Origin of the sequence: Blastococcus jejuensis (assembly GCF_039534705.1) — a bacterium.
GTDB classification, from domain to species: domain Bacteria; phylum Actinomycetota; class Actinomycetes; order Mycobacteriales; family Geodermatophilaceae; genus Blastococcus_B; species Blastococcus_B jejuensis.
In genome coordinates, this window is sequence record NZ_BAAAVV010000001.1 from 661321 (window position 1) to 678796 (window position 17476).

15 protein-coding genes are annotated in these 17476 nt (G+C 72.7%); 6 read left to right on the top strand and 9 right to left on the bottom strand.

The genetic code is table 11. From position 1 onward, the window contains the following. Positions 1 to 30 precede the first annotated feature (30 nt). Positions 31 to 1704, bottom strand: a complete 1674-nt coding sequence (locus tag ABD644_RS03215; protein WP_344687057.1) for a molybdopterin-dependent oxidoreductase — start codon at positions 1702 to 1704, stop codon at positions 31 to 33. A gap of 170 nt (positions 1705 to 1874) precedes the next feature. Between ABD644_RS03215 and ABD644_RS03220 the strand changes: the two genes are divergently transcribed. Next, complete coding sequence (locus tag ABD644_RS03220) at positions 1875 to 2297, top strand: hypothetical protein (protein WP_344687058.1); 423 nt, start codon at positions 1875 to 1877, stop codon at positions 2295 to 2297. Positions 2298 to 2303: 6 nt separating this feature from the next. Here the strand turns inward: ABD644_RS03220 and ABD644_RS03225 are convergent, their stop codons facing one another. After that, positions 2304 to 2921, bottom strand: a complete 618-nt coding sequence (locus ABD644_RS03225) for a hypothetical protein (protein ID WP_344687060.1) — start codon at positions 2919 to 2921, stop codon at positions 2304 to 2306. A gap of 92 nt (positions 2922 to 3013) precedes the next feature. Further along, a complete protein-coding gene (gene clpB / locus ABD644_RS03230; protein ID WP_344687062.1) occupies positions 3014 to 5593 on the bottom strand; it encodes an ATP-dependent chaperone ClpB in 2580 nt (859 codons plus the stop codon). A 202-nt stretch (positions 5594 to 5795) separates the two neighbouring features. Here clpB and ABD644_RS03235 point away from each other — a divergent pair, with 202 nt between their 5' ends. Together ABD644_RS03235 and ABD644_RS03240 are read left to right on the top strand one after the other, a co-directional pair. Continuing rightward, positions 5796 to 6251 (top strand): MarR family winged helix-turn-helix transcriptional regulator, encoded by a 456-nt coding sequence (locus ABD644_RS03235; RefSeq protein ID WP_344687064.1) that lies wholly within the window; start codon positions 5796 to 5798, stop codon positions 6249 to 6251. Between the two features lie 85 nt (positions 6252 to 6336). Further along, positions 6337 to 6771 (top strand): OsmC family peroxiredoxin, encoded by a 435-nt coding sequence (locus ABD644_RS03240; RefSeq protein ID WP_344687065.1) that lies wholly within the window; start codon positions 6337 to 6339, stop codon positions 6769 to 6771. 51 nt (positions 6772 to 6822) lie between these two features. On the opposite strand, the gene ABD644_RS03245 is transcribed toward ABD644_RS03240, so the two are convergent. From ABD644_RS03245 to dnaK, 5 genes are read right to left on the bottom strand one after another with little or no spacing between them, the layout of a single operon-like run. Beyond that, positions 6823 to 7305, bottom strand: coding sequence for a MarR family winged helix-turn-helix transcriptional regulator (locus tag ABD644_RS03245; RefSeq protein ID WP_344687066.1), 483 nt, complete (start codon positions 7303 to 7305; stop codon positions 6823 to 6825). An 8-nt stretch (positions 7306 to 7313) separates the two neighbouring features. Then, on the bottom strand, positions 7314 to 7763 hold the full coding sequence (locus tag ABD644_RS03250; RefSeq protein ID WP_425547368.1) for a heat shock protein transcriptional repressor HspR: 450 nt from the start codon (positions 7761 to 7763) through the stop codon (positions 7314 to 7316). Continuing rightward, the gene (gene dnaJ / locus ABD644_RS03255; RefSeq protein ID WP_344687067.1) at positions 7760 to 8971 is read right to left on the bottom strand and encodes a molecular chaperone DnaJ; all 1212 of its coding nucleotides are present in this window, start codon (positions 8969 to 8971) and stop codon (positions 7760 to 7762) included. The genes ABD644_RS03250 and dnaJ overlap by 4 nt, the downstream gene beginning before the upstream one ends. A gap of 39 nt (positions 8972 to 9010) precedes the next feature. Beyond that, on the bottom strand, positions 9011 to 9685 hold the full coding sequence (gene grpE / locus ABD644_RS03260) for a nucleotide exchange factor GrpE (RefSeq protein ID WP_344687068.1): 675 nt from the start codon (positions 9683 to 9685) through the stop codon (positions 9011 to 9013). Then, positions 9685 to 11553 carry a molecular chaperone DnaK gene (gene dnaK, locus ABD644_RS03265; protein ID WP_344687070.1) on the bottom strand — a complete coding sequence of 623 codons (1869 nt, stop codon included), beginning with the start codon at positions 11551 to 11553 and terminating at the stop codon, positions 9685 to 9687. Before dnaK ends, grpE begins: the two co-directional genes overlap by 1 nt. Positions 11554 to 11850: 297 nt before the next feature. Between dnaK and ABD644_RS03270 the strand changes: the two genes are divergently transcribed. The 3 genes from ABD644_RS03270 (at position 11851) to ABD644_RS03280 (ending at position 16870) form a co-directional block, all read left to right on the top strand. Further along, positions 11851 to 12849, top strand: coding sequence for a type IV toxin-antitoxin system AbiEi family antitoxin domain-containing protein (locus tag ABD644_RS03270; RefSeq protein WP_344687071.1), 999 nt, complete (start codon positions 11851 to 11853; stop codon positions 12847 to 12849). Positions 12850 to 13113: 264 nt separating this feature from the next. After that, positions 13114 to 15420 carry a (Fe-S)-binding protein gene (locus ABD644_RS03275; protein ID WP_344687072.1) on the top strand — a complete coding sequence of 769 codons (2307 nt, stop codon included), beginning with the start codon at positions 13114 to 13116 and terminating at the stop codon, positions 15418 to 15420. A 118-nt stretch (positions 15421 to 15538) separates the two neighbouring features. Then, positions 15539 to 16870 (top strand): MFS transporter, encoded by a 1332-nt coding sequence (locus tag ABD644_RS03280; RefSeq protein WP_344687073.1) that lies wholly within the window; start codon positions 15539 to 15541, stop codon positions 16868 to 16870. Here ABD644_RS03280 and dcd read toward each other — a convergent pair. Beyond that, entirely contained in the window at positions 16839 to 17426 is a 588-nt protein-coding gene (dcd, locus tag ABD644_RS03285) for a dCTP deaminase (protein WP_344687074.1), read from the bottom strand. The genes ABD644_RS03280 and dcd overlap by 32 nt on opposite strands. Positions 17427 to 17476: the final 50 nt, after the last annotated feature.

A 17476-nucleotide genomic window follows, 5' to 3' on the forward strand; every position in this document is an offset into this window, starting at 1 on the left:
CCCGCGTTCCCGACAGCAGGACCCCCGACATCAGCTGGTGATCACCCGGATCGAGTGCCAGCCGCTGGCCCCGTTCGGGAAGGGCTCGGCCCGGTCGTCGGTCTGCACCTCGCCGTCGGAGGCGGTCGCCCGCACGGTGAGCAGGTGCGATCCGCGCCGGAACTCGTAGGGCAGCACCCACTGCCGCCAGATGTCGGCGTCGACCGCCGGGGAGAGCTCCGCCTCGGCCCAGTCCTCGTCGTCGACCTGGACCTCGACCTTGGCGATGCCCCGGCCCTGCGCCCACGCCACACCGGCGATCGCCCGGCGGCCGGCGGGGAAGGCCCGCACCCCGGCCGGGGTGTCGATCCGGGAGGCGAGCTTGACCGGCCCCTGGGCGGCCCAGCCGCGCTCCACCCAGTAGGCGTCGAACGCCTCGAAGGTCGTCGCCTGGATGCGGGTCAGCCACTTGCAGGCCGAGACGTAGCCGTACAGACCCGGGATGACCATGCGGACCGGGAAGCCGTGCTCGACCGGCAGCGGCTCGCCGTTCATGCCGAAGGCCAGCATCGCGTCCTCGACCCCGAGGGCCGAGCGGGTCGGCGTCCCGATGGTCATGCCGTCGGTCGACCGGCAGACCAACTGGGTGCTGTCGCGGCTGATGCCGTTCTCGCGGAGGACCGCGCCGAGCGGGACCCCCAGCCAGCGCGCCGTACCGGCCAGCCCGCCACCGACCTCGTTGGACACGCAGGTGAGGGTGACGTCGCGCTCGATCAGGTCGTCGCGGTCGAAGAGGTCGGCGAGGGTGTACGAGCGCGGCGCGTCGAACATGCCGTCGAGGGTCAGGCGGTAGTCCCGGGGGCGCACCTGGGGGACCGAGATGGCGGTGTCGATCCGGTAGAACTCGCGGTTGGGCGTGAAGAGCCGCGTGAGCCCCTCGACCTCGTCGGCCAGGTCGGCGCCCCCCGGCAGCCGGCCCGCGGGGGAGGCCGGCTCGGGGAGGGTGAGGCCGGAGCGGGCGTCGGCGACGTCGAACCGCTGCTGCAGCAGCTTCCCGCCGCCCCCGGTGACGACGGCGACGCCGAGGGCCGCGCCGCTGGTGAGGAAGAACCGGCGGCGGTCGAGCGCCCCGCCCTTCCGATCGCCGGCGGCGAGTGTCTCGCGCAGCCGGTCCACCACGGCCCGGTCGCCGGGGCGGCGGGGGAGGTGGCTCGTCGGCGGGGGCGGCGGGCCGGTCAGCGGCACGAGCAGCGCCCGCAGCGCCATGATCCCCGCCCCGGCGCCCACCAGCGAGGGGACCGCGTCGAGCATGCCGCCGGCCGGGCGGGTGGCCGCGGCGTACGCCCCGATCGCGCCGAAGACCAGGATCCCGACCGTGCCGATCCGGCGGTCGCGCAGGCTGAGCGCGCCGATCACGAGCGCGAACAGCGCGGTCAGCACGAGCGTGCCGACGACGAGGGCGACCTTGTCGTTCTCGCCGAAGGTCGCGATGGCGAACTCCTTCACCGCCTCCGGCGTCAGCGTGATCACGGCATCGCCCACGGCGACGACCGGGGACGAGGCGGGTCCGACGAGGGCGGCGGTCAGTTCGGCGACGCCGAGCGCGACCGCGGCGGCCAGGAGACCCGCGAGCGCCCCCAGCCACCGGCGCGGCGCACGGCGGGGGCCCCCGTCCGGGCCGGTGGCGCCGGCGGCGGGAGCGGGCGGCTGCTCCACGGTCGTCACGCCCTACCTTCGAACGCCGGACCGGCTCCGGATGCGCGCGACGCGCGCCGCTCCGTCCCGCTCCGGGATCGCGTCGTGGCCGTCCCGCCCCGGGGATCTGTCAGGCTTGGACCGTGCCCACCTCTCCTGCACCCGCAGAGCCTCCCGCATCGACCGAGGTTGCGGGACGGATGCCGACGTCGGTCCGCGTCGGCGTCATCGTCATGTCCGTCCTCGCCGGCGTCCTGCTGCTGGTCGCGGGCCTGACGTTCTACAGCCGCGAGCGCATGGCCACGAACCTCATCGACGCCGGTCAGGACGTCTCCGTGGCCGAGGCCGAGCGCCTGGTGATGCTGTGGCTGACGCCGTACCTGGTGCTCGGGATCCTCTTCGCGCTCGCGGCGTGGGGCCTGCCGCGCAAGCACTCCTGGGCACGCTGGATCGGCATCGGCGCCTCGACGCTGCTGTTCATGCTGATGCTCTTGTCCGTGCTGACCTCGGGCGGCGTGACGGCGCTCTCGACGCTGCTGCTCGTCCTGTCCGTCGCGACCGGCACCAGCCTGATGGCGCGGACCACGTCCGACTGGGTGCCGCGGCTGCGCGCCCGCGACTGACCGGGGTCAGCGCCCCTGACCGGAGGCCCGCAGCCACCCGCGGTAGCGGTACCACTCGTTCGCCGGCTTCTGGGCCAGCAGGACGATGCCCGCCACGGTCAGCGCGAAGCCGAACCAGCTCAGGGCGGTCAGGAAGCCGGTCGACGGCGCCGTCGCCATGCCGAGCGACGCGAGGCCGCTGACCACACCCAGCCCACCGAGGACCCAGAGCACGATCCGCGCCCAGTTGCGGCCGTTCCACGCGAACCAGATGAACATCGCCTGCAGCGCCGCGAAGACCAGCGCGACGACGTAGCCGGCGATGACGGCGGTGCGCAGCACGTCGTCGCTGATCGTCACGTCCACGTTCTCGGCGGCGAGCGCCTGCGCGACCAGCGTGTCGATCGACGCGAACGCGATCGCCGCGCCGATCAGCCCGAGGATCAGGTTCGCGATGAACGCCCCGAGCCCCGCTCGGACCGCGAACGGGCGCTCCATCGGCGCGGGCGCGCCGTAGCCCGTAGGGGCCGACGGCGCCGGCCCGTAGCCCGGGTACTGCGCCGGAGGGGGCGGCGGAGCGTTCCAGCCCTGCCCGGGATCCCCCTGGCCGTACTGCCCGCCGGTCCCGCCCTGTCCTGACGTCATGCCGCGCCTCCCGCTCGTCGCCTTCGGGCGATCATGGCTCACGACCGGGACACGCGGGCGGACAGTCACCCGCCCGCGTGTCCCCGGCCGCTTCAGCCGCGGCCGACCGTGAGCCCCTCCTCCTCGGGCGACCAGTCCACGACGACGTCGTCGCCGTCGCGGATGTCACCGGCGAGCAGCGCCTTGGCCAGCTGGTCGCCGATGGCCGACTGCACCAGGCGGCGCAGCGGCCGGGCGCCGTAGACCGGGTCGAACCCGTTGAGCGCCAGCCAGTCGCGGGCGGCGTCGGTGACGGTGAGGGTGAGCCGGCGCGCGGCCAGCCGCCGGGCCAGGACGCCGACCTGGATGTCGACGATGCCGGCCAGTTCCGTCGTGCCGAGCGCCCTGAACACCACGACGTCGTCGAGCCGGTTGAGGAACTCCGGCTTGAAGTGCGTCCGCACGACCTCCAGCACGGCCTCGCGACGACGCTCCTCGGGCACGCTCTGGTCGGCGATGATCTGCGAGCCCAGGTTCGAGGTCAGGATCAGGATCGTGTTGCGGAAGTCGACCGTCCGGCCCTGCCCGTCGGTGAGCCGGCCGTCGTCGAGCACCTGCAGCAGCACGTCGAAGACGTCGGGGTGCGCCTTCTCCACCTCGTCGAGGAGGACGACGGTGTACGGCCGGCGCCGGACCGCCTCGGTGAGCTGGCCGCCGGCCTCGTACCCCACGTAGCCGGGCGGGGCGCCGACCAGCCGGGCCACCGAGTGCTTCTCGGAGTACTCGCTCATGTCGACGCGCACCATCGCCCGCTCGTCGTCGAACAGGAACTCCGCCAGCGCCTTGGCCAGCTCGGTCTTGCCGACGCCGGTGGGACCGAGGAACAGGAACGAGCCGGTGGGCCGGTCGGGGTCGGCGACGCCCGACCGGGCGCGCCGGACGGCATCCGAGACTGCTCGCACCGCGTCCGGTTGCCCGACGACGCGGTTCGCCAGGCCCTCCTCCATCCGCAGCAGCTTCTGGGTCTCCCCCTCGAGCAGTCGCCCGGCGGGGATGCCGGTCCAGGCCTGGACGACCTCGGCGATGTCGTCGGGGCCGACCTCCTCCTTGAGCATCGAGTCGCCGTCCTGCACAGAGGCCTCGGCCGAGGTCAGGGAGCGCTCCAGCTCGGGCAGCCGGCCGTAGCGCAGCTCCGCGGCGCGGGCCAGGTCGCCGTCGCGCTCGGCGCGCTCCGCGTCGAGGCGGACGGTCTCCAGCTCCTCCTTGATCCGCTGGATGCGCTCGATGTGGCTCTTGTCCTGCTGCCACCGGGCGGTGAGCTCGGCCAGCTCCTGCCGACGGTTGGCGAGGTCCTCGCGCAGCGCGGCCAGTCGCTCCAGGGAGGACGGGTCGCCCTCCTTGCCCAGGGCCATCTCCTCGATCTCCATCCGGCGGACGGCGCGCTCGACCTCGTCGACCTCGACCGGCCGGCTGTCGATCTCCATGCGCAGCCGGCTGGCGGCCTCGTCGACGAGGTCGATCGCCTTGTCCGGCAGGAAGCGGGCCGTGACGTACCGGTCCGACAAGGTCGCGGCGGCGACGATCGCGGCGTCGGTGATGCGGACGCCGTGGTGGACCTCGTAGCGCTCCTTGAGCCCGCGCAGGATGCCGATCGTGTCCTCGACGCTGGGCTCGCCGACGAAGACCTGCTGGAACCGGCGCTCCAGCGCCGGGTCCTTCTCGATGTGCTCGCGGAACTCGTCGAGCGTGGTCGCCCCGACCATGCGCAGCTCGCCGCGGGCGAGCATCGGCTTGATCATGTTGCCGGCGTCCATGGCCGAGTCGCCGCTCGCACCGGCACCGACGATGGTGTGCAGCTCGTCGATGAAGGTGACGATCTCGCCCTCGGCGTCGGTGATCTCCTGGAGCACGGCCTTGAGCCGCTCCTCGAACTCACCGCGGTACTTGGCGCCGGCCACCATGCTCGCGAGGTCGAGCGCCATGAGGCGCTTGCCCTTCAGGCTCTCGGGGACGTCGCCCGCGACGATCCGCTGGGCGAGGCCCTCGACGATCGCCGTCTTGCCGACGCCGGGCTCGCCGATGAGGACGGGGTTGTTCTTCGTCCGGCGGGAGAGCACCTGGACCACGCGACGGATCTCGGTGTCGCGCCCGATGACCGGGTCGATCTTGCCGTCGCGGGCGCGCTCGGTGAGGTCGACGGCGTACTTCTCGAGCGCCTGGTAGGTGCTCTCGGGGTCGGCCGAGGTGACCTTGCGGCTGCCGCGCACGGTGCGGAACGCGGCCAGGAGGGCGTCACGGGTGGCGCCGGAGCCGGTGAGCACGCTGCCCGCCTCGCCGTCGGAGCCGGCGAGACCGACCAGCAGGTGCTCGGTCGAGACGAACTCGTCACCGAGGGCACTGGCCTGCTCGGAGGCCAGGTTGAGGACGCGCAGCAGCTCGCGGGAGGGCGAGGGTGCCGGGACGGTCGCCCCGCTGACGCTGGGCAGACGCTTGAGCGCCGCCTCGGTCTTGGCGCGGACGTCGACCGGATCGGCGCCGACCGCGGTCAGCAGCGGGCCGGCGATCCCGTCGGTCTGCTCCAGCAGGGCAGCGAGCAGGTGCAGGGGCTCCAGCGCGGCCTGGCCGCGGCTGACGGCCAGCCGCTGGGCGGCGGTGATCGCTTCCTGCGAACGGGTCGTGAGCTTGCTGTCCATGGGTCGGGTTCCGGGTCCTCTCGTCGTTATGGCGGACCGGTCGTGGGCCGGCCGCCGTCGTCCTTCGCTCCAACGAAGCCGAGGTTGAGTCTGTTCCGCTCAACTCCGGTGAGTCCGTCGTCCGCAGCCTGCGGCCGGCCGCACGGATGATCACCGCCCACCGCGGCGTGGCACGCGATCGGTTGCGCCCTACACTCACCCCATGACCGCTCTGCCGGCACCGAGCGTGGCGCTCGACGACCAGCTGTGCTTCGCGTTGTACGCCGCGTCCCGGGCGGTGACGGCCCGGTACCGGCCGATGCTCGAGGAGATCGGGCTCACCTATCCGCAGTACCTGGTCATGATGCTGCTCTGGGAGACCGACCACCAGACCGTGGGCCAGCTCGGGTCCCGCCTGGCCCTCGACAGCGGCACCCTCTCCCCCCTGCTCAAGCGGCTCACCGCCGCCGGCCTGGTCACCCGGCACCGCCGCGTCGAGGACGAGCGCTCGGTCTCCATCGCGCTCACCGACGAGGGCCGCGCACTGCAGGACAAGGCCTACCGGATCTCCGAGGACATGATCGGGGCCATCGGCTTCGACTCCGGCGAGTTCGCCGAGCTCAAGGACCGGCTGCGCCTCCTGATCGACCGCGTCAACCGCGGCGACGCCGTCTGCTAGCAGTGGTGCTACGCACCCGACTGCGGTAGGTCTGGGACGACGCGTCGCCCAGCAGCGGACGGCGCCCGGGCTCGGAAGGGGCAGCATGCCCACACGTACCGCACGCACCGCCTGGAACGGCGGCCTCCAGGACGGCTCCGGTCAGGTCGAGCTCTCCAGCTCCCAGGTCGGCACCTTCGACGTCTCGTGGCCCCGTCGCACCGGCGACACCGCCGACGGCGTCACCAGCCCCGAGGAACTCATCGCCGCGGCGCACTCCTCGTGCTTCTCGATGGCGCTCTCCAACGAGGTCGCCAAGGCCGGCGGCACCCCGCGGTCGCTGGAGGTCACCGCCGACGTCACCCTCGACCTGTCCGGTGGCGCCCCGACGATCACGACCGTCGCGCTCACCGTCCGCGGCGAGGTCGAGGGGCTCGACGCCGCCGGCTTCGAGCAGGCCGCGCAGGCGGCGAAGGCCGGCTGCCCGGTGAGCCGGGCCCTCACCGGCGTCGAGATCAGCGTGGACGCCGCCCTGGAGTGACCCCCGCCCTGGAGTGACCCCGCAGGGCGGTGCACCTCGGCCCGGCTGACGTCAGTCCGGGGTGGCCCCCGCCTCGCGCGCCTCGCGGGCCTCGCGGGCCTCGCGGATGCGGTTGAACCGGGCCAGCAGGTCGCCGAGGGCGGCGACGTCGTCGGCCGGCCAGTCGGCGAGGTCGGCCTCCCACCGGGCGCGGCGCACCTCACGGATGCGCTGCAGGCGGGCGGTCCCTTCCGCCGACGAGGTGAGCACCTGCGCGCGGCCGTCGGCCGGGTCGGGTGCCCGGTCGACCAGGCCGAGCTCGACGAGGCTCGCGACCTGCCGGCTGACGGTGCTCTTGTCCAGGTCGAGCAGGTTCACGAGGTCGCTGGCCCGCAGTGGCCCGGCGTCGTGCAGCAGGGCGAGCAGGCCGTAGGCCGCGCCGTCGAGGTCGGGGTGCAGCTCACCGGCGAGGCGGGCCGAGATCGCACGCGAGCGGCGCAGCAGGAGGCCGATCTCCCGCTCGAGCCGGATGAAGGCCTCGCGGCCGGCGGGCATCGGACCGCTCACCTGTCGGCCCGGGGCCGCCAGACGACCAGCGCGGAGCTGGGCCGGCGCTGCGGAACGAGATCGGCCCGGTAGGCCGCGGAGATCGCGGACTCCGCCGCCAGCCGGCGGTTCTCGGAGTGCTGGAGCTCCTCCAGCAGCTCGTGCACGCGGGCCTGCAGGGCCTCCACCCGCGACTCGAGATCGATGATCCGCTTGATGCCGGCGAGGTTGACGCCGTCCTCCTGGGAGAGCCGCTGCACCTCGCGGAGCAGCGCGACGTCGCGCGGGCTGTACCGGCGCCCACCCCCGGGCGTGCGGCCAGGGCTGACCAGACCCAGCCGGTCGTACTGCCGGAGGGTCTGGGCGTGCATGCCGGCCAGCTCGGCGGCCACCGAGATCACGAACACCGGGGCGTCCTCCGCCACCGCGCGGAACCCGTCGCCGCGCTCGCCGGCTGCCGTGCTCACCGCTCGCCTCCTGCCTTCACCGCGGCGGTGATCTGCGGCCGCGGGTCCTCGTCCATCTCCTCGGCGAGGGTCTCGATCACCTTGCGCTGCGCGGCGGTCAGCCGGACGGGCACCGCGACCTCGAGGGTGACCAGCAGGTCACCGCTGCGCGCCTTCGCCTTGATGCCGTGCCCGCGCACCCGCAGGGTCCGCCCGCTGGCAGTGCCCGCGGGCACCTTGAGCGAGACGGTGCCGTCGAGGGTCGGCACGGTCAGCGTCGTCCCCAGCGATGCCTCGGCGAAGGTGATCGGCACGGTCAGCGTCAGGTCGTCGCCCTTGCGGCCGAACAGCTCGTGCTCGGAGACGTGGACGACGACGAAGAGGTCACCGGCGGCGCCACCCCGCCGTCCCGGGGCGCCCTTGCCGGCCAGCCGGATCCGCTGGCCGTCCTTGACGCCCGGCGGGATGCGCACGGTGATGGTGCGGGTCTGCGTGGTGATGCCGTTGCCGCCGCAGGTCTGGCACGGGTCGTCGACGACCTGGCCGGTGCCGCGGCAGTTGCGGCACGGCTCGGAGAACGCGAACGCGCCCTGGCTGCGGCTGGTGACGCCGGCGCCCTGGCACACCGGGCAGGTGTGCGGGCTCGTGCCCGGCTTGGCGCCGCTGCCGGCGCACGTCGGGCACGTGCCCGGGCTCTGCATGCGCAGCGGGACCGTGACGCCGAGGACGGCCTCCTCGAAGGAGAGGGTCGCCTCGGTCTCGACGTCCTGACCGCGGGCCGGCCCGGACGCCGCCCGGCTGCGGGCACGGGCGCTGGTGCCACCCCCGCCGCCGAACAGGCCGCCGAGCAGGTCGCCGAGCCCGCCGGCGCCGGCCCCGGCCGCGGGACCCGCCGCGCCGCCACCGAAGAGGTCGCCGAAGTCGAACGTCTGGCCGCCGCCGGCTCCGGGGAACCCGCCCGGGAACCCGGCCCGCGCCCCCGCGCCGCCGGCGCCGAAGAGCCGCCGGGCCTCGTCGTACTCCCCGCGCCGCTTCGTGTCGGAGAGCACGTCGTAGGCCTCGGAGACCTCCTTGAACCGGGCCTCGGCCTCGGCGTTGCCCGGGTTCTTGTCCGGGTGGAGGTCGCGCGCCAGCTTGCGGTAGGCCTTCTTGATCTCGGCCGCGTCGGCGTTCTGCGGGACGCCGAGCGCGCCGTAGTAGTCCTTCTCGATGAAGTCACGGGTGCTCACCGGACGCCCCCTCTCGCTCTCGTGTCACGGTCGTCGGGCTCAGCCGTCCGACGGCTCCTGCTCGGCGGCCGGCGCCCCCGCCTCGGGGGCCGCCGAGGCCTCCGGGTCGGTCACCGCGACCATCGCCGTCCGCAGCACGCGGTCTCCCCGGCGGTAACCCTGCCGGAGCACCGTGGTCGCCGTCGGGACGTCGACCTCGGCCGAGGTGTCGTGGATGACCGCCTCGTGCAACGCCGGGTCGAACGGGTCGCCGGGCACGCCGAACGCGGTCACGCCCAGGCCGTCGAGCAGCCCGAGGATCCGGTCGGCCACCAGCTTGAACCCGCCGGTGAGCTCGTCGTGGTCCCGCGCCCGCGCGATGTCGTCGACGATCGGGAACAGCTGGGCGGCGAACCGCTCGGCCGCCTGGTCGACGACCAGCGAGCGGTCGCGGTCCACCCGGCGCCGGTAGTTGGCGTACTCGGCGGTGACCCGCTGCAGGTCCTCGGTCCGCTCGGCGAGCTGCTGGGCGAGGTCTCCGCCGTCGGCCTGCTGCTCGGTCGCGGGCGTCTCGTGCGCGCTCATCTGTTCCTCTCGGGCGGCTGGGTCGGCGCCGTGCGGGGTGCCGGCCGGCTGCTCGCCGACCGGCACCCGCACCGTGCCGCTGGTGGGATCGATGCGCCGCTTGTCGCGGATGACGACCCGCGGCTGCTGCTCCTCCTGCGGCTGGGTCATCAGCGCTTCTCGGTGCCCTCGTCGTCCACGATCTCGGCGTCGACGACGTCGTCGTCGCCGCTCGTGGCGCCACCGGCCTGCGCGCCGTCACCCGGCGTCTCGCCGCCGCCGGCCGCACCTGCCTCGGCCTGCTGGGCGTAGAGCGCCCCGCCGACCTCCTGGGACACGCGGGCCACCTTCTCCTGCGCGGCCTTGATCGCTGCGATGTCGGAGCCGCCCAGCGCGCTGCGCAGCTCGGTCAGCGCCTCGCCGAGCTCTTCCTTCTTCTCCGCGGGGATCTTGTCGCCGTTCTCCGCGAGGAACTTCTCGGTCTGGTACTGCAGCGACTCGGCCAGGTTGCGGGTCTCGGCCTCCTCGCGGCGCTTCTTGTCCTCCTCGGCGTGCGCCTCGGCGTCCTTCATCATCCGCTCGATGTCGTCCTTGGGCAGGGCCGAGCCGCCGGTGATGGTCATCGACTGCTCCTTGCCCGTCCCGAGGTCCTTCGCGGTGACGTGCACGATGCCGTTGGCGTCGATGTCGAAGGCCACCTCGATCTGCGGGACGCCGCGCGGCGCCGGGGGCAGACCGGTCAGCTCGAACATGCCGAGCTTCTTGTTGTAGGCGGCCATCTCGCGCTCACCCTGGAAGACCTGGATCTGCACGGACGGCTGGTTGTCGTCGGCCGTCGTGAAGATCTCGCTGCGCTTGGTCGGGATCGTGGTGTTGCGCTCGATGAGCTTGGTCATGATCCCGCCCTTGGTCTCGATGCCCAGGGACAGCGGGGTGACGTCGAGGAGCAGGACGTCCTTGACCTCGCCGCGGAGCACGCCGGCCTGCAGCGCGGCGCCGATCGCGACGACCTCGTCGGGGTTGACGCCCTTGTTGGGCTCCTTGCCGCCGGTCAGCTCGCGGACCAGGTCGCTGACGGCGGGCATCCGGGTGGAGCCACCGACGAGGACGACGTGGTCGATCTGGCCGACGGAGATGCCGGCGTCCCGGATGACCTGGTTGAACGGGGCGCGGGTGCGCTCGAGCAGGTCCTGGGTCATGCGCTGGAACTCGGCACGCGTGATCGTGACGTCGAGGTGCAGCGGGCCCTCGGCGCCGGCGGTGATGTAGGGCAGGTTGACGTTGGTCGACTGCGCGCCCGACAGCTCGATCTTGGCCTTCTCGGCGGCCTCGCGGAGGCGCTGCATGGCCAGCTTGTCCTTGGACAGGTCGATCGAGTTGGACGCGTTGAACGTCTTCACCAGGTGGTCGACGACCTTCTGGTCCCAGTCGTCGCCGCCGAGGTGGTTGTCACCCGCGGTGGCCTTGACCTCGATGACGCCGTCGCCGATCTCGAGGAGCGACACGTCGAACGTGCCACCGCCGAGGTCGAACACGAGGATCGTCTGCTCGGTCTCGCCCTTGTCCAGGCCGTAGGCCAGCGCGGCCGCGGTCGGCTCGTTGACGATGCGCAGGACGTTGAGGCCCGCGATCTCACCGGCCTCCTTGGTGGCCTGGCGCTGCGCGTCCTCGAAGTAGGCGGGGACGGTGATGACGGCGTCGGTGACCGGCTCGCCCAGGTAGGTCTCGGCGTCGCGCTTGAGCTTCTGCAGGATGCGCGCGGAGATCTCCTGCGGCGTGTACTTCTTGCCGTCGATCTCGTCGGTCTGCCACGTGGTGCCCATGTGCCGCTTGACGCTGCGGATGGTGCGGTCGACGTTGGTGACGGCCTGGTTCTTGGCGCTCTGACCGACGAGGACCTCGCCGTTCTTGGCGAACGCGACGACCGACGGGGTGGTGCGCGAACCCTCGGAGTTCGCGATGACCGTCGGCTCGCCGCCCTCGAGGACGGTCACGACGGAGTTGGTCGTGCCGAGGTCGATACCGACCGCTCGAGTCATGGGGGATGACCTCTCTCTATTCGTGTGCTGGGGTGGTGCTGGTCCGGTTCGCCGAGGGGCCTCAGCTTGCGCGAGGTTCGCTCAACTTTCCTGCCAGCCTAACGGCAGATCCCCCGCCCGTGTTCCCGGGGCCGGCCGACTTCTCCCGCACCCGCGGCCGGTACCGCGGTGTGGTCACGTCGTCCGCGGTCGACCGCGGACATCGCGACCGCGGCGCGGCCGTCCCCAGCGTCAGGCGTTGTCCACAGATGACGGCCCACAGCCCGCCGCGACGGGGAACACGCCCAGGGTGCATCCGTGCACCCTCTGCTCCGCGCCGCCGGCGAGCGCCGGCTGGGCCTGTTCACCGCCGCCGAGGCCCACCACGCCGGCTACGGGCGTCCCGAGATCCGCTCACTCCTCCGCTCCGGCCGGTGGGTCCGACTGCGCCGCGGGATCTACACGACGGCCGCGAACCTGGCCCGGCACGAACGCGAGGGGCGGCGACACCAGATCGACTGTCTGGCCGTGCTCATCGCACTCGATCGCCCGACGGCGGCGCTGAGCCACCGGACGGCCGCGCGCCTGTGGGGCCTCCCCGGACGATGGAGTCAGGCGGCGAACATTCGGCTGATCGACCCCGCCCATGGCCGGGCGGGGCAGGGCTTCTCGGTGACCCGGGCGCCGCTGGACCCCGCCGAGGTCAGCGTCCGCGGTCCGTTCCGGCTGACCACGGTGGCCCGCACCCTGGTCGACGTCGCCCGCGAGGAGCCCCTGGAGGCAGCCGTCGTGGCCATGGACGCTGCACTCCTGACCGAGCGCGTCACCCGGCCCCAGCTGGCCGACGGGCTGGCGCGGGCGCGGCACTGGCGCGGTGGGCCCGGGGCGGCGCGGGCGGTGGAGCTGTCTGACGGCCGGGCGGAATCACCGCTGGAGACACGGGGAAGGCTGCGCATCGTGGGCGCCGGCCTGCCGGCCCCGGAGCTGCAGGTGGAGATCCGCGCGTTCGGCCGGCTGGTGGGTGTCGTCGACGCCTGGTTCGAGGAAGCCGCCGTCGCCGTCGAGTTCGACGGGCGGGTCAAGTACAGCGACCCGTGGCGCAACCGGTCACCCGAGCGGGTGCTGTGGGAGGAGAAGCTACGGGAGGACGAGTTGCGCGCGCTCGACATCCGCGTCGTCCGGGTTGTCGACGGCGACCTCGACGGAGGCTGGCCGCGGGTGGAGGGGCGTCTCGGGGGGCTGCTGGCGGTCCCGGGCCCGGCCGTTCGACGCTTCACAGCGACACCGCGCGTCCGGGGGATCGCCCGGGCCGGCTGACTACCGGCGGGGGGGACCCCAGTGCCGCGGTACACCGCGGCACTGGGCACCACACCGCGGCACCGGGCTGCGCGCAGACCGAAGCGCGGATGGTGATCACGCCGGCTCTCGTGCCGACGCCGTCCGAGGTGCGGCGGACGCGTGATCACCGGACGATCACGGGGGGCACACGGCTCGGGTTACCGGTGAGTAGCGTCGGGCGCCGACAGCTACTGTGCCTGCCAGAGCGGAGCGGTGTCGCCGCCCGCGGGGAGAGGGAGATCCATGACGGGCCCGTTGCAGATCGTCCTGGGGACGATCAGCGTCCTGTTCCTGATCGTCGCCTCGGTGATGGCCTACCGCGCCGTCCGCGCGATGATCCGGATCATCCGCATCGGGCAGCCCGACGGCACCCGCACCGGCCCCGTCAAGGACCGGCTGAAGACGATGCTGATCGAGTCGCTCGGCCACACGCGGATGCTCAAGTGGTCGACGATCGGTGCCGCCCACTGGTTCGTCTTCATCGGCTTCTACGGCCTGTTCCTCACCCTGGTCGAAGCGTTCGGCGAGGTCTGGAACCCGGCGTTCCACCTGCCGCTGATCGGCGAGTTCTTCCTGTGGAACCTCTTCGCCGACATCATCGGCACCGGCACGATCCTGGGCATCCTGTACCTGATCTACCGGCGCCAGAAGGACCACCCGCGGCGACAGGGACGGTCCAGCCGCTTCGCCGGCTCCAACGAGGGGCGCGGCTACTTCGTCGAGGCCGTCGTCCTCACCGTCGGCGTCTGCATCCTCCTGATCCGCGCCCTCAAGGTCTCCTCCGACCTCACCGACGCGCCGGCCTGGTCACACCCGATCTCCGGCCTGCTCGCGAACGCGCTCCCCGACAGCCCCGACCTGCTCACCGTCGTCGCGTTCGTGAAGATCGTGGTGAGCCTGGTGTGGCTGGTCGTGATCAGCCGGATCCTGAACATGGGCGTGGCCTGGCACCGGTTCAGCGCCTTCTTCAACATCTACTTCAAGCGCAACGCCGACGGCGCCCCCGCGCTCGGCCCCCTGCTGCCCATGACCAGCGGCGGCAAGCCGATCGACTTCGAGGATCCGGGTGAGGACGACGTCTTCGGCCGCGGCAAGATCGAGGACTTCACCTGGAAGGGGATGCTCGACTTCACCACCTGCACCGAGTGCGGGCGGTGCCAGAGCCAGTGCCCGGCCTGGAACACGGGCAAGCCGCTCAGTCCCAAGATGGTGATCATGGATCTTCGCGATCACCTCTACGCGAAGGCCCCGTACCTGCTCGGCGAGAAGACCGCCGCCGAGACCGCACCCGACTACGACGTGCTGCGCCCCAGCGACGAGCAGGCCTGGACCAGCGGCTACGCCCGCATCGAGGGCACCAACGACGCCCAGGCGCACCGCCCGCTGGTGGGCACCCTCGAGGAGGGCGGGGTCATCGACCCCGACGTCCTCTGGTCCTGCACCAACTGCGGCGCCTGCGTCGAGCAGTGCCCCGTCGACATCGAGCACATCGACCACATCGACGACATGCGCCGCTACCAGGTGCTCATCGAGTCCAGCTTCCCCTCGGAGGCCGGCGTGATGATGAAGAACCTGGAGAACCGCGGGAACCCGTGGGGCATGGGTGGCAACGTCCGCGAGGACTGGATCAAGGAGCTCGACTTCGAGGTCACCGTCGCCGACGGCCCCCTCGACTACGACATCGAGTACCTGTTCTGGGTCGGCTGCGCCGGCGCCATCGACGACCGCGCGAAGAAGGTCACCAAGGCCGTCGCCGAGCTGCTGCACACGGCCGGCGTCGAGTTCGCCGTCCTGGGCAACGGCGAGACCTGCTCGGGCGACCCGGCCCGCCGGATGGGCAACGAGTTCCTCTTCCAGATGCTGGCCCAGGAGAACGTGGCCACCCTCGACGGCGTCTTCGAGGGCCGCGTGCCCGGCATGCGCAAGATCGTGGCCACCTGCCCGCACTGCTTCAACTCGCTGAGCAAGGAGTACCCGCAGATCGAGGGCCACTACGAGGTGGTCCACCACACCCAGCTGCTCGGCCAGCTCGTGGAGGAGGGCCGGCTCGTGCCGGTCACCCCGGTCGACCGCAAGGTCACTTACCACGACCCGTGCTTCCTCGGCCGGCACAACAAGGTCTACACGCCCCCGCGCGAGATCCTCGACAGCGTCCAGGGGCTCTCCACCCAGGAGATGCACCGCTGCAAGGACCGCGGCTTCTGCTGCGGCGCCGGCGGCGCGCGCATGTGGATGGAGGAGAAGATCGGCAAGCGGATCAACATGGAGCGCACCGAGGAGGCGCTCGAACTCGACCCGGACGTCATCTCCACCGCGTGCCCGTTCTGCATCACGATGCTGTCCGACGCGCTGACCGCCAAGAAGCAGAACGGCGAGGCCGGCGAGCACGTCGAGGTGCTCGACGTCAGCCAGATCCTGCTGCGCTCGCTCGCCCCGGTCGGTGCGCCCGGCACCGAGTCCGGCGCCGACGTGGGCACGAAGGCCGACGACCCGGCCGGCACCGGCTCCGCGGCGACCCAGCACGACCCCGCCACCGAGGGCCAGGCCTGACGACTCCAGCAGGGCACGACGGCGGCGCGCGACCCCTCGGGGCCGCGCGCCGTCGTCGTCCGGGGACGCGGATCACACGAGCCGCGGACGACGGACGGCGACCGATGGAGGACCATCGGTGCACGTGACCCGCGCCGCCGCCCCGTCCACGACGACCACCGGGACGTCGCACCGCCGCGGCCAGCTGCTCATCGCCGCCGCGATCGTGCTGACCGGCCTGAACCTGCGGACGGCGGTCACGAGCATCGGCCCGGTGCTGCAGGAGCTCGAGGACGGCCTGGGCATCTCCAGCGGGCTCGCCGGCCTGGTCACGACGATGCCGGTGCTCTGCTTCGCCGCGATCGGCTTCGCCGGCCCGCCGCTGTCGGCGCGCTACCGCGACTCGCACGTCCTCGCCGGCGCCCTGCTGGCCATGGCGGGCGGGCTCGTGCTGAGGGCCGTGGCCGGCCCCTTCTGGCTGTTCCTCGTCGGCACCGCCGTGGCGATGGTCGGCGGTGCGCTCGGCAACGTGCTGCTGCCGAGCCTGGTGAAGCGGTACTTCCCGCACCGCACGGGTGCGCTGGTCGGCGCGTACAGCACGGCGATGGCCGCAGGCGCGGCGATCGCCGCCGTCTCCACCGCCCCGATCGCCGCCGCGGCCGGCGAGGACGGATGGCGCTGGGCCCTCGGAGTCTGGGCCGTCGCGGCGCTGCTCGCCGCGCTCCCGTGGCTGGCGGTGCCGGCCCGGCCCGGCTCCTCGCGGACGACGCACGTCGCCGTCCGGATGCGGGACCTCGTGCGCAGCCGGATGGCCTGGGCGCTGGCCGCCTTCTTCGGCATCCAGGGCATGGAGGCCTACGTCATCATCGGCTGGTCGGCCCAGTACCTGCGCGACTCCGGGCTGTCGGCCGCGACCGCCGGGCTGATGCTCGGCGTCAACTCGCTGGTCGGCATCCCGCTGAGCGCGGTGATCCCGTCGCTGAGCGTCCGGCCCCGCCTCCAGCGGCCCCTGCTGCTCTTCTTCATGGCCTGCTACGTCGCGGGCTGGGTGGGGCTCTGGCTGGCGCCGACGACCGTCCCCTGGGCGTGGATGACCCTCCTCGCCCTCGGAATGGGCACCTTCGCGATGGTGCTCACCCTCATCGGGCTGCGGGCGCGGACCCCGGAGACGACGGCGGCCCTGTCGACGGTCGCCCAGGGCTGGGGCTACGTGCTCGCCGGGGCCGGCCCCCTGCTGGTCGGCGTGCTGCGCGGCGCGACCGGCAGCTACGACGGCATGTTCATGCTGATGCTGGCCGGTGTCGTCGGGCTGACCGCCACCGGCTGGCTGGTCACCCGGCAGCGCTACGTCGACGACGAGGTGCCCGGCTGGGCACCCAGCGCGCATTGCGACGATCTCCTGGAGGTCGCCGGCACCGAGGCGCCGGTGAGCCTGCACGTCACACCGGGCGGCGGGTCTCCGCGCGGGTGAAGTTGCGGAACGACCGCGACGGCGTGGGCCCCCGCTGGTCCTGGTAGCGGGAGCCGTAGATCGACGACCCGTACGGGTGCTCGGCGGGGCTGGACAGCCGGAACAGGCACAGCTGGCCGATCTTCATGCCCGGCCACAGCGTGATCGGCAGGTTCGCCACGTTGGACAGCTCCAGCGTGATGTGGCCCGAGAAACCCGGGTCGACGAACCCCGCGGTGGAGTGCGTGAGCAGCCCCAGCCTCCCCAGCGAGCTCTTCCCCTCCAGTCGGGCTGCGAGGTCGTCGGGGACGCTGACCACCTCCAGCGTCGAGCCGAGCACGAACTCGCCCGGGTGCAGCACGAACGGGTCGTCGCCGTCGGGCTCGATGAGAGTGGTCAGGTCGTCCTGCTGCTGGGCCGGGTCGATGTGGGTGTACCGCGCGTTGTTGAACACGCGGAAGAAGCGGTCGAGCCGGACGTCGATGCTCGAGGGCTGCACCAGCCCCGCGTCGTAGGGCTCGATGCCGAGGCGGCCCTCGGCGATCGCGGCCGTGATGTCGCGGTCGCTCAGCAGCATGGCGCGCAGTCTAGGCAACCGCCCAGGAGGAGACCGTGGTCCGTTCGGGT